We start from the raw sequence: 14,630 nt of genomic DNA, 5'->3' as shown, positions 1-14,630 counted from the left end.
GCAGCGCACACAGGAGACCAGCTATGGGCAAAGGCGTATCCGGTTCGATCATGAAGGCGATGGGGGCGAAGGACCACAGGGTCCGACTCATCGACAGAGAGTGGGTCACCGACAACTACCTCCGGCTCCGACTCCGGTCCGACACCCTGCTCAACCCCGAAGGGGAGAAGCCGGGTGCCTGGATCCGGGCCTGGTTCCCGGATCCGGACGGGGGAGCGAAGGAATTCCAGCGCGGCTACACCATCCGGGACGCCGATCCGGCCACCGGCGAGTTCACCCTCGAGTTCGTCCTCCACGAACCCGCCGGCCCCGCCTCCCACTGGGCCAGACACGCGGAAACCGGCGCGGAGATCAGCGCGATGCGGATGTCGGAGGAACCCTTCGTCCAGCTCGACCCGCAGCCACCCGGCTATCTGCTCCTCGGCGATTCCTCCGGCTACCCCGCGATCTGTGACATCGCCGCCGCGATCGACCCCTCGGTGCCCGTGGTCATCCGCCTGGAGAAGAACAGCGACCTAGACGAACAGCTCCCGCTTCCGGAGGGCGACAACATCACCGCGACCTGGGTCGACGCCCTCCCCGACGGACAGGCGCTCGTGCAGGCCATACGGGGCGGAGACTGGTCCGGCTGGTTCACCTGGCTCACCGCGGAATCCACCTCCGTCAGGCACGCCCGGACATATCTCCGACGGGAGTGCGGGGCGACGAAGGCGCTGCTCCACGCGCAGGGCTACTGGATCCGTGGGCGGGCAATGGGCGCCTACCGCGACACCGACGCACCGGAACAGCACGCATCACCCCACGACGCGGCCACGACACCCGCCACACCGACGCGGGGTGTGCTCGCCGGCGCGAAGACCGCCCTGGTTCTCGCCGGGATCGCCCAGGGGTGTCTGTCGGTGCTGCAGATCGTCCCGCTGATCCTGTTCGCCCACATCGCGCGGATGTTCCTGGACGGCGCGCCGGAGCAGGACTTCCTCCGGGCCGCGGTCACCGCCCTCGTGGTGATGGGTCTCAGCGGCCTGGGCACGGTGGGCCTGACCACGGCCCTCCACTTCTATGACGCGCACTTCGCCGCCGCCCTGCGCCTCAGGCTCATGGAGAAGGTGACGCGGTTGCCCCTCGGGTGGTTCAACCGGCGGGAATCGGCGGGCGTGCGGAAACTGATCGGCGGCGACGTCGCCGCCCTGCACCACCTCGTCACCCACGCCGTCCCGGAGGTCGTCGCGGCAGCGGTCACACCCGTTGCGGTTCTCATCTACCTCATGAGCGTGCAGTGGCGTCTCGGCCTCGTGCTGCTCATCCCCGTCGTGCTCTTCGTCGTGGTCATGTCGCGCATGATGACCCGCGACAGGGACCGGTTCCACACCTCCCAACGACTCGTCGCGGAGGCCAACGCCGTGGTGCAGACGCACCTCGAGACCCAACGGGAATCCCGCATCTTCGGCGACGACGCGATCGTCGACGTCGACGGCACCATGCGCGAGATCGACGATTTCGTCAGCACCTGGCAGCACGGCACCGCCCCGGCGAAGGTCACGATGGTCATGCTCAACCGCCCCGCCACCGTCATCGCCCTACTCTGCACCGCGGCATGGCTGTTCCTCCTCGTCGGCTGGATCGACCCGACGGACCTGGTTCCCTTCCTCATTCTCGGGACCTCCTTCGCGGGTCAGCTGCTCGCGGTCTCCCACAGCATCGGCGCCCTCCAGCAGGGCCTCAACGCGGTCGCCGGACTCGAGCTCCTGCTCGCCACGCCCACCCTCGCGGACCCCGCGGACCGCCCGGGGAGCCCCGGCCACGTCGTATTCAACCACGTCCGCTTCGGCTACGGACCCGGCCGGCCCGTCCTCCCGGATTTCTCGCTGACCCTCGAACCCGGAACGGTCACCGCCGTCGTCGGTGATTCGGGCGCCGGAAAATCCACCGTCGCCGCCCTGCTCGCCAGGCTGTGGGACGTCGACGGCGGATCCGTCAGCATCGACGGCCGCGACATCCGCGACCTCAGCCAGAAGGAGCTCTACGGCAGGGTGAGCGTGCTGCTGCAGGACGTGCAGCTGCTGCACACCAGCGTGGCGGAGAACATCGCGCTCGCGGCACCGGGTGCGGACCGGGACAGCATCATCGCCGCCGCCGAGGCGGTCGGCATCGCCGATTTCATCGACACGCTCCCGGACGGCTACGACACCGTCATCGACGGCAACCGCCTGTCCGGCGGGCAACGGCAACGGATCGGAGTGGCGCGGGCACTACTCGCCGACACCGACATCGTGGTGCTCGACGAGGCGACGGCCTCCGCCGACCCGGAGAGCGAATGGGCGATCCGCCGGGGACTCGACCGCCTTCTGGTCGGCAAGACCGTACTCATGATCGCCCACCGGTTGCACACCGTGACCGGCGCCGACCGGATCGTCGTCATGAGGGACGGACGCATCACCGAATCCGGTACCCACGACCAACTACTCGCCACCGACGGAACGTACGCCGATCTCTGGAAGGCAGGGAGCACACGATGATCGTCACCGACATCCGCCGCATCACCGGCGCCGCGGGAACCACCGCGTTCCGCCGCTTCACCGCACTGACCGTGCTGTCCTCCGGCCTGCAGGTCGCCGCCGTCGTCCTGCTCGTACCCCTGCTGCACCACCTCTTCGACCGGGACACCGCAGGCGCGGGTCCCTGGACCGCGGCGCTGATCGCGGTCACCGCCGCCATCTGGATGATCGAATGCAGCGCAGCCGGAACCGGCGTCGAGCTCGGACTGCACGCCATGCGGGCCGTGGGACGGCACGGGGTCCGGGCGATCCGGGACACCCCGCTCGAGGAGCTCACACCGGCACGGAAATCGGAACTGCGCTCCCTCATCGGCGGCGGCGGAATCGAACTGACCAGCATGGTTGTCCTGCTCATCACCCCGATCCTGACCGCGGTCTCCTTCACCTGCTTCCTCGCCGTCGCACTCCTGTTCATCGACTGGCGCCTCGCGCCGGTCACCGTCGCGGGGGCGGTGCTCCTTCTCGGCGCGGTACTGCTGTCCGAGAGGATCGAGCGCAGCGCCGACGACGCCTTCACCGGTGCCACCCTCGAACTCGACGAGCGGCTCGTCGAGTTCGCCGTCGCCCAACCGGCGCTGCGCACCGCGGGACGGGTGGAGCGCGGATCGACCCACGTCGACGACGCCGTCGTGGGCGGGGTCCGTGCGGTGCGCCGGCTCCTGCTGTGGCAGATCCCGGGACAGATGCTCACCAGCACCGCTCTGCAGCTCACTCTTCTGGGCTTCGGCGCCGCGACCTGGCTTGCGTACGACGACGGGCGACTGGACGGCGTCGAGGCGGCCGTGATGGTCATCGTCCTCATGCGCGTCATCGAACAGATCACGGCGGTGTCCATGCTCGCCAGCTCTCTCCACACCGTCGGTATGACGCTGCGCCAGCTCCGCGAACTCGTCGAGCGTCCCACGACCGTGCCCGGGCGACGCCCAGCCCCCGGGACACTCCGTGCCCGCGGAATCGGTGTCACCCGCCCGGACGGCACTGTCGCGCTGGCCGGGGTGGACCTGGATCTCGAACCCGGGACGACGACCGTCATCGTCGGGGCCTCCGGGGGCGGCAAATCCACGCTCCTCGACGTGCTGGCGGGTCTCGTCGAACCGGCGACCGGCACCGTATCGGTGGGGGAGCGGCCGGTCAGCGCCGCCGACCTGAGGGCCATGACCACGGCCGTGTTCCAGGACACCGTGTTGGGAAACACGACGATCCGGGACAACCTCCGGATCACCGGCCCGGAACTCGACGAGGTGATCAGTGCCGCCCAGCTGGATTCGGTGCCCGCCTCATCCGGTGACGGGCCCGACATGAGGGTCGGGGAATCGGGGAACCGGCTCTCCGGCGGTGAGCGTCAGCGGGTCGGCATCGCCCGGGCACTCGCCGCGCCCGGCGACCTGCTCGTCGTCGATGAGGCGACGGCCAACCTCGACGCCCTCAACGAGCGCGCCATCGTCTCGTCGCTCGCCCGGGTGAAGGGGAGGCGCACCACCGTCGTCGTCACCCACCGGCCCGCCGTACTGGAGATCGCCGACCGGGTGGTGGTCATGTCGGAGGGCCGGATCGTCGAGTCGGGGACCCGGGAGGAATTGAGCGCAGCGGGCGGGATCTTCGCCCGGATGGAGCGGCAGTGGCGGAAGGTCAGGGACTGGCGGGTGTGACCCGGGGCGGAAGATCGGTGCGGGTCGCCTTCCCGATGATCCACCGCAGCAGACCCTCGAGCGGGCCCCGCCTGAACCGCCACCGCCACAGGGAGGTCAACAGCAGCGCCGCGAGGGCAGTCACCGCGAAGCCGTCCGGGTCGAACCCGCTCCCGGTCTCCGGCAGGGGGGCGCCGTGGGAGGGGGCCCAGTGCCCGAACAACGCCATGAGGGAGAACCCCGTGAGCATCGTCGCGGTGAGCACGTGCGCGACATAGACCGTGAGCGCCATCGAACCCGTGGCACGCAACGGGTAGAGCAGCACCCCGACCCAGCGGACGCGGCACGCCAGCAGACAGAGCCCGACGGTCGCGACGGAGGCACCGACGCTGACCACCACATCCCCCAGACCACCGCTGTGCGGGGCCGCGGAGAGGAACAACTCCCGGGCGACCTCGTGATCGGGGTCGTGGAAGTCGAAGGGCGGTGAGTCGTGCCCGATGTCGAGCACGTCGAGGCGCCACCACCAGACACCCGCCCCCGCGACCACCGCCCCGGTCACCGCGGCGACCGTCCACGCCCGCGGCCCGGAATGGATGAGATGGCGGTGCAGCAGGATCCCGGTGATCCCGTAGAGCAGCCAGGCCGGGAGCGGATAACCGAGGGTGATCAGCACCGAATAGAAGCCCCCCAGTCGCAGCAGGGTGGTCACCGCCGCGCCCGCGAGGAACAGCACCGCCCACCAGATCAGGAGGGTCCGGGTCCGCCACCGCACGGCCGGGGCGAGCAGGATGATCTCGATACCGATGGCCATGAGCACCACGGCGATCACGGACTGCACGTACGTCAGCCCCAGCCCGATCGCGACAACGAGCATGCCCCGGACGTAGAGCCTGCTCCGCGAGGCGGCCAGCCGTTCACCTCCCGCCGCGGCCCCCGCGCTGCCCATGAAGCCCAGCGAGACACCGGCGAGCACCGCGAAGAGGGAGGACGGCAGGCCCGTCGCCAGCAGGTGCGCCGCATCACCGGCGGGAGAGTCCGCGGCCGCACCGATGTGGGCGAACATCATCCCGAAGATCGCGAGTGCCCGTGCGACGTCGATGCCCGCGACCCGCGACCCCGATCCGCCGCCCGGGACGGGGACAGACTGCGTCACGGCGCTGACCTGGGGCACGATGGTTCTCCTTCGATTGCTTCCCCTGCTTCGACGCAGCGGGTGGGCCGACGAAGTGGAACCTTACCAGCGCCTGAGAGTGTCCCTCAGTCCAGCTCGGGAACGGTGAGCTGCGCGGTCATGCCGATGGTCACCTCTTCCCCGGGCGCCACCGGAATGCCCGCGTGATCCGGGCCCAGGAGGGCGGGTTCGACGCACACGAAGCGCCGCCACTCGCCGTCACCCAGATCGCGCATGCCCGCGGCGTTTTCCGCGCCGGGATTCCAGACGATGATCGAGTCCGTGCCCCGTCCCGTCACGTCCACGGTCCGGGTGCCGTCGGTCAGGGTCGCGGTCAGGCCGGCGGGTGCGGTGATGATGGTGTCGTAGAGGCCGTCGAAGGAGATCGCGCCGTCGATGGTGCCGGTGTGGTCGGCGACGCGGTCGAGTGCCGGGGAGCCGTCGAGACCGGTCACCGTCACCTGATCGATGTCGTCGATCAGGTAGTAGGGGTGGAAGCCCAGCTGCAGCCGTCGGTCGGCGTCGGTGTCATTGCGGGCGGACAGTTCGACGAAGACGCCGTTCGTCGTCGGGTCCGCGCTGAACGACAGGTGCCAGCCGTCGTGGTCCAGCGTCGCGGCGAGACCCGTACCCGTTTCCCGGCAGTCCCACGCCATGCGCCGCGCGAACCCGTGGGCGGGTTCCTCCCCCAGAAACGTCCCGAACCACGGCGCGAGCAGCGGCACCCCGCCGCGGATCGGGGTGCCGACCCCGCAGCCGGTGGTGGAGCTGACGAAGAGCAGCTCACCGCCCGGGGTCTCCACCGACACGAGATGGGCGCCGGCGGGGTGTAGGGTCAGGCCGTTCGAGGTGATCAGATCATGTGCATCCATACCTCCCGAATGTAGTCCCCCGGGCACCGGTCCGGCCGGTAGTCTGGGTCCCTATGACGGTCACCACCACCAGCCGACGGTTCGGACACACCTTCCGCAGTCACACCCTCCCGGTCCCCTGGGATCCGGCGGACCCGGATAGGGGCACCCTCGACCTCTACGCCCGCGAGATCATCCCCGACGGCGGGGAGCGGCTTCCCGTCCTCATCTTCCTGCAGGGCGGGCCCGGAAACCCGGCGCCCCGGCCCACCGGAATCAGCGGCTGGATCGCGGAGGTCCTGAAGACCCACCGCCTCGTCCTCCTGGATCAGCGCGGCACGGGGCGCTCCGGGCGGATCGACGCGGCCTGCCCGCACATCGACGCCGCGGACCTCACCGAACGCCTCACGCTCCTGCGCGCGGACCTCATCGTCGAGGACTGCGAGCGGCTCCGCGAGTACCTCGGGGTGGAGCGGGTGGCGCTCTACGGACAGAGCTTCGGCGGCTTCTGCATCACCACGTACCTCTCCCGCCACCCCGAGCGCGTGGACACCGCGCTGCTCACCGGTGGGCTGCCGACGATCAGCCGGGGAATCGACGACGTCTACCGGGCGACCTACACGCAGCTCGCCCGCCGCCACCGGGAGTTCTACGCGCGTTTCGACGGGGTCGAGGACCGGATCCGTGAGGTCTGCCACCACCTGGACAACTCCGACGAACGGCTCCCCACCGGGGAACGCCTCAGCTCCCGCAGGCTCCGGCTCATCGGCACGGAGCTCGGCCGGGGCGCCGGATTCGACACCCTGTCCTACCTCTTCGAGCAGCCCTTCCACGAGGTGAAGGGGGAGAAGCGGCTGCGCCGGGACTTCCTCGACGATGTCGGCGCCCGCGTCAGCCTCGAGCGGCATCCGCTCTACGCCGTGATCCACGAGTCGATCTACGGCGGCACGGTCCCCGGTGCGACCGCGTGGTCCGCGCACCGCACGCGCACCGAGGTCGAGGGCTTCGCCGAGGACGCCGACCCCCGCGACCGCTCCGTGCCCTTCTACCTCACCGGCGAACACGTCTACCCCTGGCAGTTCGAGGAGGACCCGGCTCTGGTTCCGTTCCGGAAGGTCGCCGAGGATCTCGCGGCGAAGGACGACTGGTCCAGCCTCTACGACGCCGACGCGATCGCTTCGTCACCGGCCGTCGCCGCAGCGGCGATCTACGTCGACGACATCTACGTCCCGATGCAGCTGTCGCTGGAGACCGCGGAGGTCTACCGGGACCTCCGGCCCCACATCACCAACCGGTTCCAGCACGACGGCATCCACCACGACGGCGCCGGTATCCTCGGACGCCTCATCGAGCTGGTCCGTGACCACTGACAGAGGTTGTTCCGGAGCTTCCACGCGCTAGGGTGGAGGCACCCGGACACCGGGGACGATTCGGAGACGACAGACACCGTCACGGAGGACACACCACGTGAGTGACAAGGACCACCTGAACACCGGGGCATTCGACGGCACCGGCCACGGTGCCGACATCCCGGAAGAACTCGAGGGCCTGTTCGACGGCTTCCGTGTCGACGAGGAACACCTGCTCCACCTCGACCGGACTCCGCCCCAGGCCTACTCCTGACCGGGTAACACCGCGCCCGGGCCGGGATAGGAGTCCTGGGCCCCGTGCCCCGTGACCGCGTACGCGCCGACCCGCACCGCGTGCCGGGCGGCCGTCACGAGATCGTCGCCGGCGGCGAGCCGGGCCACGAACGCCCCGGCGAACGCGTCCCCCGCACCGGTCGTGTCCACCGGGGTGACCGACGGGCTCGGGATCCGCTGGCGCCGCCCGGGCGTCGCCACCAGTGCACCCTCCGCGCCGAGTGTCAGAATGACCGAGGCGAATCCCGCCTCCACGAGCGCCCGGGCGCAGGCGTCCGGACCGGCCGCGACCGCGGCATCACCGTCGAATCCCAGCTGCGTCAGTATCATTCCGGCCTCGTGCTCGTTCGCCATCAGCGGATCGGCCCGCAGCAGGGCCGCTCGGTCGACCTCCACGACGGGAGCGAGATTGACCACGACCCGTCCCGTGGCCGCCCGCACGGCGGCGAGAAAGCCGGACGCCGGTATCTCGCCCTGCAGCAGCACGATCCCCGCATCCGCCACCGTCCCCCGCCACCTGTCGACGAGATCCGCGTCCACGGCTGCGTTCGCGCCGGGAATGACCATGATCGAGTTCTCCCCGGTCTCATCCACGGTGATCACCGCGAGGCCGGTCGCGCCGGGAATCTCCTCCACGGCGGACAGATCCACACCGGAGGACCGGAGGACCGCTGTCGCCGGTGCCGCGTACGCGTCATCGCCCACGGCTCCGACGAACCGGACCTCCGTACCCTGCAGCGCGGCGGCGACCGCCTGATTCGCCCCCTTTCCCCCGGGGGAGATGCCGCCGCCCGACGCCATGACGGTCTCGCCGGGCCCCGGTCGCCGCGCGACGGTGACGGTGAGGTCTGCGTTGATCGATCCGACGACGGTGACGGAGAGTGGCTGCTCGTTCATGTGTTTCCTCGGGGCTCGGGAGCTGATCCGGATCAGGGGATTCCGGAGGGGGTTGAATCCTCAACCGTTGTGGACCATTGTGCCAGCGCGACGGCGCCTGGCCCGGGCAGGTCTCCCGGTGTCGGCCGCGGTGACCGGCCCGCCGGCCGCGTTTCCGTCAGCTCCCGGCCGGGTGGTGCAGCAGCGCGTGCAGGGCCTCGGCGTTCCCGACGGCGTCATCCACGGGATGGTGGGTGTGCGGCGTGCGGCGCAGCTTCTTCCACCGATGGGCGTCGTCGAAATCCCCGGTCTGTCCGGCGTGGAAATCCCCGATCCGGCGGGCGGAGAAACCGAAGGGGTTGTCCCGGCCGAGGCTGTCGAACAGCCACGCGATCCACATGAAGTCGAACGCCGGGTTGTCGCTGACGAGGGTCGGACGGGAGTCCGTACGGGCCGCGAGCCACCGCTCGAGCGACCGGGCTACCGGCAGCGGGTCGACGGCCGGCGCCGCCGGGTCGGGGACCGGTACCGGACCGTCGGTGGGCAGTGTTCCGACGAGAACGGCGTGGAAGGTGTCCCGGCGCCGATCGATCTCGGGGACGTCCCGGAAGTGCACCACCCCGAACTCCGTCATGACACCGGAGAAGGGGGTCGCCGAGGTGGCCTCGACATCGACGATGAAGTACCGGCTCATGCGCTCACCGACCCACGGGGACTACTTGTCCCGCCAGATCCTGAGTCCGGCGCGGATCAGCGGGATCTGCAGGGGCAGGCGGAGGTACGCGATGGCCTGCAGCCACGGTGCCTTGTTCCGGAAGTCCCACGCCATCTTCATGTTCCCGGGCCAGACCCCTGTCATCAGGACCGCGGTCGCCAGGCCCCCGAGACGCCGGGTCTTCGGGACCGCGAGCAGGAGAGCCGTGCCGAGCTCGAGGTAGCCCGAGCCGTAGGTCCAGGCCCGGCGGTCGCCGGGCAGTTGTGCGGGGACGAGCCTGTCGAATCCCTCCGGGCGGAGGAAATGCATGATTCCCGCGAAGCTGAACAGTGCGATCAGGAAACGTCTCATGGGCTCCGAGCCTACCTCCGGGACCGCTGCGCGGGGCCCGGTCGAGGCCCCGAAAGCTAGCGGACCTCGACGCGGTTCGAGATTCCGCCCAGTCCGGAGATCTCGATGGTGACGGTGTCTCCGTCCGCGAGCATCTCCCTGGGGGATCTGGCCCAGCCGACTCCCCCGGACGTCCCCGTCGCGATGACGTCGCCGGGGTGGAGATCGATGAAGGTGGTGATGAACCGCACCAGAGCCGCGGGGTCGAACACCAGCTCCCGGGTCAGGGCGTGCTGCTTCCGGACCCCGTTGACCCGGGTGACCAGCGTCGCCTCGCCGGGATCGAAGTCGTCCGTCGTGGTGAGCCACGGACCGAAGCCGGACGCGGACGCCAGGTTCTTCCCCTGCAGCCACTGGGCGGTCCGGTACTGCAGATCCCGCATGGTGAAGTCGTCGAACACCGCGTATCCGGCGATGGCGTCCTCCGCGGTCGCGGTGTCCGGGGCCCCGCCGAGTGGGACATGCCGGCCGATGACGACCGCGAGTTCACCCTCGAAGTCGAGGGCCCCGGCGTTCGCCGCCGGGACGGTGACCCGGTCGAAGGGCCCGGTCAGTGCATCGGCGAACTTGGCGAAGAGCGTCGGTACATCGGGAAGCTCATGGCCCATCTCCGTGATGTGGTCGGCGTAGTTCAGGCCGGTGCACAGGATCTTCCCGGGGCGCGGGATGACGGGGGCGATGTCCGCTCCGGTGATCTCCACCGGCTCGCCGGCCCGCCCGGACGCGAGGTCCCGCCAGTCGTCGTGCCGGAGCAGGTCGCCGACGTCGGTCACCCCGTCGACGGTGATCGGGTGAACGGAGAACACCGTGGAGGCGGCGTCGCCGGAGCGCAGCGCTCCGGTGAGGCTCGCCTCCGCGGTCCCGGGATCGGCGAGACGTCCCGGAAGGGTGTCACCGTCACTCGTGCGGAAGGTCAGCAGGTGCATGCGCTGATCGTATATCACCCGGGTCCGGGTGACGGGTGGTTCAAGGACGCGCCGGCCCCGGGGGCCACGCCCGCGCTGTCGCCGGTGACCGGATCACAACGGTGCCGGAACCTTGACCGTGTGGCTGCGGAGAACGGACGCGGCCGTGGTCGCCCAGGAGGCCGCGGCGACGAGGGCGACGATGATCAGGCACATGATGATCGCGGCGCTCCCGGAGTTCATGCCCGAGGTGACGGTGGGCACGCTGACCGCGGAGAGCACGAGCGCGGCGATCCACCACACCTTCGCCGCGGTGCCCCACAGATGGGCGCGGCGACGTAGATCCGAGCGGATCAGCCCGAGTTCGATGTCCGGGATCGCGTCGTCGTCGCGCCCGAGGATGTAGCTGTCCAGGAGGGGAAAGTCCCGCAGCGGTGGACAGTCGGAGGCGGTGAGCAGTTCGAACTCTGCCACCCGGTCACCGGGCCGCGACTTCAGCGTGGCCGTCCACGCCCGCCGCGCGGTTGTCCGTGCCCCGGCGAGACTGATGAGCGTCACGAGCGCGTGTGAGAGTCCGACCGCGAAGACCGCCACGGCGATGTATCCCGTCATCGGAGGACATCCCCGGGGCGGAGGAAGGCGTTGGCGCAGAAGAACAGGCACAGTGCGACGCTCGACAGCAGGCACCCGGTGTGGACACCGGGGCCGGAGCCGTCCGCGAGACCGTGGATGAGCAGCGCCAGGCCGATCCCCAGGGTGACGCAGCAGAGGAACGTCGCGATCACCCAGGAGGTCAACTGGCGCTGCGCCGTGGGCCGGAGGAGATGAGGCTCGGTCCCCGACGGCAGGCGCCAGAGGTTGAGGAACGTCGCCGCGGGACGGGACCTCCGGTGGTGCCCCGACGGTGCCCGCCGATGGGGTGCGGGCAGTGGCCGCTCATCTTCCGCGGGTGGTTCGGTGACTGTCCGTCGCTCCACCCGGGGCTCGGGTACCGGGGGGACGGGACGGTGCGGGACCTCGGGCGCGGACGCCCGGTGGGAGTGCACCTTCCGGCGGAACAACTCGGCGGGTTCCGCGTCCGCAGGGGCGGTGGCTGACGCCGATTCCCCGGAATGCGTCGGTGGCGGCCACGATGCGGCGACCGGGGCTCCGTGGCTGATCGCGATGAAGTCGGCGCCGGTGGGTACCCGGAAAGACTCGGTGTTCAGCCGGATGACGGGGGCGGGGGAGACGACGTCGTCATCGCTGCGGGCGTGCCGACCCCGGGGCGTCGTCATCTCGGCCGTCCTCTCTCATCGTCGTCGGGCGTCGACACCGGGCCGGTGCAGCGACCCGGACGTACTTCTTCTACAGGACACTATAAGACAGTCCCCATCGAAACGTTCACCCCGGGACGGGATCGTGTCCCGTCCCGGGGTGAACTGTGAACCGGCTGGTCAAAGCCCGTGTGTGGGGGGAGGGGTCAGGCCATTCCGGTGGCCGCGGCCATGTCCGACCTGATCCGCTCCAGGCGTGCTGCGGCGGCCGCACGGGGGATGGCGCAGTCGGGCCCCACCGGCATCACCACCTCGAGATAGCACTTGAGTTTCGGTTCGGTTCCGGAGGGTCGCACGATGACGCGGTCATCGTCCCGGGTGACCAGGAGCATGCCGTCGGTGGGAGGAAGACCCCGGTACCCGTCGAGGAGATCCGCGCATTCCACGACGGGCGAACCGGCGAGCTCCGCCGGGGGCGCCGAGCGCAGGGTCCGCATGCCCTCCGTGATGAGTGAGGTGTCCGCCACCCGGAAGGTCAGGGGTGCCGTGGCGTGCAGACCGTGCCGCCGGGCGAGGTCATCGAGCTCGTCCCGCAGGGACCGCCCGCCGGACTTCAGCCCGGCGGCCAACGAGCACATGGTCACCGCAGCCGTCACCCCGTCCTTGTCGCGGACATGCGTGGGGTCGCAGCAGTAGCCGATCGCCTCCTCGTAGCCGAAGATCATGTCCGGGGTCCGGGCGATCCACTTGAACCCGGTCAGTGTCGCCCTGTGCCGCAGGCCGTGGTGCTCCGCGATCCGGCCGAGCAGACGTCCCGAGACGATGGAGTTCGCCAGCACCGCATCCTCCCCGGGGCAACCGGTCTCCCGTCGGGAGGCGAGGAACTCGCCGAGCAGTGCGCCGATCTCATCGCCGGTGAGCTGACGCCACCCACCGGGCGCATCCGCGTCCGGGACGGCTGTGGAGCAGCGGTCGGCGTCCGGGTCGAGCGCGATGATGATGTCGGCGTCGATCTCCCGGGCCAGATCCATCGACAGGTCGAGGGCACCGGGCTCCTCCGGGTTCGGGAACGCGACGGTGGGGAAGTCCGGGTCCGGCTCGGCCTGGCCGGGGACGAGGTGCACGTCCGTGAACCCGGCCGCTTCCAGGGCCCGGGTGGCGGTGGACCCACCGACGCCGTGCATCGGGGTGAGCACCACCCGGAGATCCGAGCGGGCCCGACCCGTCGCCGGGAACGCCCGACCGATCTCCTCGGCACGGGCAAGGTAGGCGTCCAGGACATCGACGTGCTCGGCCTTCTCCCAGGCGAGCGCGATCTCGTCGGCGGGAGGCGCCGCGGCGATGGCCCCGGCGATCTCGGCGTCCGCGGGGCTGATCAGCTGGACACCCTCCGCGGGACCCCGGGCGACCCGACCACCCAGGTAGACCTTGTAGCCGTTGTCGTCGGGTGGGTTGTGGGACGCGGTGACCATGATTCCCGCGTCCGCGCCCAGATGGCGGACCGCGAACGCGGTGACCGGGGTGGGCAGCTGTGCGGGCAGGACCAGCGCCCGGCCGCCGGCCGCGGCGACCACACCGGCGGCGGCCTTCCGGAAGTCGGCGGAACCGTGGCGGGCGTCGCAGCCGATCACCACGGTGGGGGTGTCGTCGACCTGATCGTTCAGCCACGACATCAGTCCGTGGGTGGCGCGGGTGACCACGGCACGGTTCATCCGGGTCTCACCGGCGCCGACCCGGCCCCGCAGACCGGCGGTGCCGAACATCAGGGGTCCGGCGAAGCGGGACTCCAGCTCCGTCACGGCTGCGCGGTCCGCCGCGGAGTTCGCCGCCGAGTCGATGAGTTGGTTGAGTTCCTCCCGCGTCGCTGGATCGGGGTCGTGGGACGCCCAGTCGCGGGCACGGTCGATGATGGTCATGCAGATCACGCCTTTCTGGCGGAATGAGGGTGTTTCGTGTCAGTCGTCGAGTCCGTCGAGGACGGCGGCGGAGGAGGACAGCCCGAGTCGGGTGGCTCCGGCATCGACCATCGCCACGGCATCCCCGGCACTGCGGATGCCGCCGGAGGCCTTGACCCCGAGTCGGCCGCCGACGGTGTCGGCCATGAGCTTCACCGCGTGCACGCTGGCGCCGCCCGCCGGGTGGAATCCGGTGGAGGTCTTGACGAAGTCGGCACCGGCGGCCTCGGCGGCGCGGCAGGCCGCGACGATCTCGTCGTCGTCCAGTGCGGCGGACTCGATGATGACCTTCAGGACGACCGGTGCGGGGCAGGCCTCGCGGACGGCGCGGATCTCCGCCTCGAGCTCGTCGAAGCGCTTCTCCTTCGCCAGGGCGATGTTGATGACCATGTCGACCTCCCCGGCGCCGTCACTGACGGCGCGGGCGGCCTCGGCGGCCTTGATCCCGGGCTTGACCGCGCCGGAGGGGAACCCGACGACCGTGGCGACGTGCAGCCCTTCGGGTACCTCGACGGGTAGCTGTGACGGGGAGACGCAGACGGAGTAGCAGTTCAGCTCCGCGGCCTCGGTGACGAGATCCGCCACCTGGTCCGCGGTGGCCTCCGGCTTGAGCAGGGTGTGGTCGATGATGCGGGCGATGTCTGTGCGAGTGTGTGCGGTCATGTCTTCTCAGGTCTCCTTG

14 protein-coding genes are annotated in these 14,630 nt (G+C 70.3%); 4 read left to right on the top strand and 10 right to left on the bottom strand.

The genetic code is table 11. The features are described from left to right. Positions 1-23: 23 nt before the first annotated feature. On the top strand, positions 24-2,516 hold the full coding sequence (locus JIM95_RS03365; protein WP_200260765.1) for an ABC transporter ATP-binding protein/permease: 2,493 nt from the start codon (positions 24-26) through the stop codon (positions 2,514-2,516). After that, on the top strand, positions 2,513-4,204 hold the full coding sequence (locus tag JIM95_RS03360; RefSeq protein WP_200260768.1) for an ATP-binding cassette domain-containing protein: 1,692 nt from the start codon (positions 2,513-2,515) through the stop codon (positions 4,202-4,204). Before JIM95_RS03365 ends, JIM95_RS03360 begins: the two co-directional genes overlap by 4 nt. Here JIM95_RS03360 and JIM95_RS03355 read toward each other — a convergent pair. Then, positions 4,185-5,357 (bottom strand): DUF418 domain-containing protein, encoded by a 1,173-nt coding sequence (locus JIM95_RS03355; RefSeq protein WP_200260772.1) that lies wholly within the window; start codon positions 5,355-5,357, stop codon positions 4,185-4,187. The genes JIM95_RS03360 and JIM95_RS03355 overlap by 20 nt on opposite strands. Positions 5,358-5,443: 86 nt before the next feature. After that, positions 5,444-6,229 carry an aldose epimerase family protein gene (locus tag JIM95_RS03350; RefSeq protein WP_200260775.1) on the bottom strand — a complete coding sequence of 262 codons (786 nt, stop codon included), beginning with the start codon at positions 6,227-6,229 and terminating at the stop codon, positions 5,444-5,446. Between the two features lie 53 nt (positions 6,230-6,282). On the opposite strand from JIM95_RS03350, the gene JIM95_RS03345 reads away from it, so the two are divergent. Together JIM95_RS03345 and JIM95_RS03340 are read left to right on the top strand one after the other, a co-directional pair. Next, the gene (locus tag JIM95_RS03345) at positions 6,283-7,578 is read left to right on the top strand and encodes an alpha/beta fold hydrolase (protein ID WP_200260778.1); all 1,296 of its coding nucleotides are present in this window, start codon (positions 6,283-6,285) and stop codon (positions 7,576-7,578) included. A gap of 97 nt (positions 7,579-7,675) precedes the next feature. Further along, on the top strand, positions 7,676-7,831 hold the full coding sequence (locus JIM95_RS03340; protein ID WP_200260782.1) for a hypothetical protein: 156 nt from the start codon (positions 7,676-7,678) through the stop codon (positions 7,829-7,831). Here JIM95_RS03340 and JIM95_RS03335 read toward each other — a convergent pair. From JIM95_RS03335 to deoC, 8 genes are all read right to left on the bottom strand, one after another. After that, the gene (locus tag JIM95_RS03335; RefSeq protein WP_200260785.1) at positions 7,822-8,748 is read right to left on the bottom strand and encodes a ribokinase; all 927 of its coding nucleotides are present in this window, start codon (positions 8,746-8,748) and stop codon (positions 7,822-7,824) included. The genes JIM95_RS03340 and JIM95_RS03335 overlap by 10 nt on opposite strands. Positions 8,749-8,905: 157 nt before the next feature. After that, positions 8,906-9,421: a hypothetical protein gene (locus JIM95_RS03330; protein WP_200260788.1), complete on the bottom strand. Its 516-nt coding sequence runs from the start codon at positions 9,419-9,421 to the stop codon at positions 8,906-8,908. 21 nt (positions 9,422-9,442) lie between these two features. After that, on the bottom strand, positions 9,443-9,793 hold the full coding sequence (locus tag JIM95_RS03325; protein ID WP_200260791.1) for a DoxX family protein: 351 nt from the start codon (positions 9,791-9,793) through the stop codon (positions 9,443-9,445). Positions 9,794-9,849: 56 nt separating this feature from the next. Beyond that, positions 9,850-10,758, bottom strand: coding sequence for a fumarylacetoacetate hydrolase family protein (locus JIM95_RS03320; RefSeq protein ID WP_200260794.1), 909 nt, complete (start codon positions 10,756-10,758; stop codon positions 9,850-9,852). A gap of 93 nt (positions 10,759-10,851) precedes the next feature. Then, the gene (locus JIM95_RS03315) at positions 10,852-11,349 is read right to left on the bottom strand and encodes a hypothetical protein (RefSeq protein ID WP_200260797.1); all 498 of its coding nucleotides are present in this window, start codon (positions 11,347-11,349) and stop codon (positions 10,852-10,854) included. Further along, complete coding sequence (locus tag JIM95_RS03310) at positions 11,346-12,014, bottom strand: hypothetical protein (RefSeq protein ID WP_200260799.1); 669 nt, start codon at positions 12,012-12,014, stop codon at positions 11,346-11,348. The genes JIM95_RS03315 and JIM95_RS03310 overlap by 4 nt, the downstream gene beginning before the upstream one ends. 185 nt (positions 12,015-12,199) lie before the next feature. After that, positions 12,200-13,909 (bottom strand): phospho-sugar mutase, encoded by a 1,710-nt coding sequence (locus JIM95_RS03305; protein WP_200260802.1) that lies wholly within the window; start codon positions 13,907-13,909, stop codon positions 12,200-12,202. Between the two features lie 39 nt (positions 13,910-13,948). Next, entirely contained in the window at positions 13,949-14,611 is a 663-nt protein-coding gene (gene deoC, locus JIM95_RS03300; RefSeq protein WP_200260805.1) for a deoxyribose-phosphate aldolase, read from the bottom strand. Between the last annotated feature and the right edge of the window lie 19 nt (positions 14,612-14,630).

It is taken from the genome of Corynebacterium antarcticum (assembly GCF_016595285.2).
GTDB classification, from domain to species: domain Bacteria; phylum Actinomycetota; class Actinomycetes; order Mycobacteriales; family Mycobacteriaceae; genus Corynebacterium; species Corynebacterium antarcticum.
Note: the sequence above shows the minus strand (reverse complement) of the source record. Positions and strands in the feature narration are given on the sequence as shown.

Coding starts and splice junctions, on each gene's coding strand:
- JIM95_RS03310 (WP_200260799.1), bottom strand. CDS start 12,014: ATGACGACGCCCCGGGGTCGGCACGCCCGCAGCGATGACGACGTCGTC.
- deoC (WP_200260805.1), bottom strand. CDS start 14,611: ATGACCGCACACACTCGCACAGACATCGCCCGCATCATCGACCACACC.
- JIM95_RS03315 (WP_200260797.1), bottom strand. CDS start 11,349: ATGACGGGATACATCGCCGTGGCGGTCTTCGCGGTCGGACTCTCACAC.
- JIM95_RS03325 (WP_200260791.1), bottom strand. CDS start 9,793: ATGAGACGTTTCCTGATCGCACTGTTCAGCTTCGCGGGAATCATGCAT.
- JIM95_RS03335 (WP_200260785.1), bottom strand. CDS start 8,748: ATGAACGAGCAGCCACTCTCCGTCACCGTCGTCGGATCGATCAACGCA.
- JIM95_RS03305 (WP_200260802.1), bottom strand. CDS start 13,909: ATGACCATCATCGACCGTGCCCGCGACTGGGCGTCCCACGACCCCGAT.
- JIM95_RS03360 (WP_200260768.1), top strand. CDS start 2,513: ATGATCGTCACCGACATCCGCCGCATCACCGGCGCCGCGGGAACCACC.
- JIM95_RS03365 (WP_200260765.1), top strand. CDS start 24: ATGGGCAAAGGCGTATCCGGTTCGATCATGAAGGCGATGGGGGCGAAG.
- JIM95_RS03345 (WP_200260778.1), top strand. CDS start 6,283: ATGACGGTCACCACCACCAGCCGACGGTTCGGACACACCTTCCGCAGT.
- JIM95_RS03330 (WP_200260788.1), bottom strand. CDS start 9,421: ATGAGCCGGTACTTCATCGTCGATGTCGAGGCCACCTCGGCGACCCCC.
- JIM95_RS03320 (WP_200260794.1), bottom strand. CDS start 10,758: ATGCACCTGCTGACCTTCCGCACGAGTGACGGTGACACCCTTCCGGGA.
- JIM95_RS03350 (WP_200260775.1), bottom strand. CDS start 6,229: ATGGATGCACATGATCTGATCACCTCGAACGGCCTGACCCTACACCCC.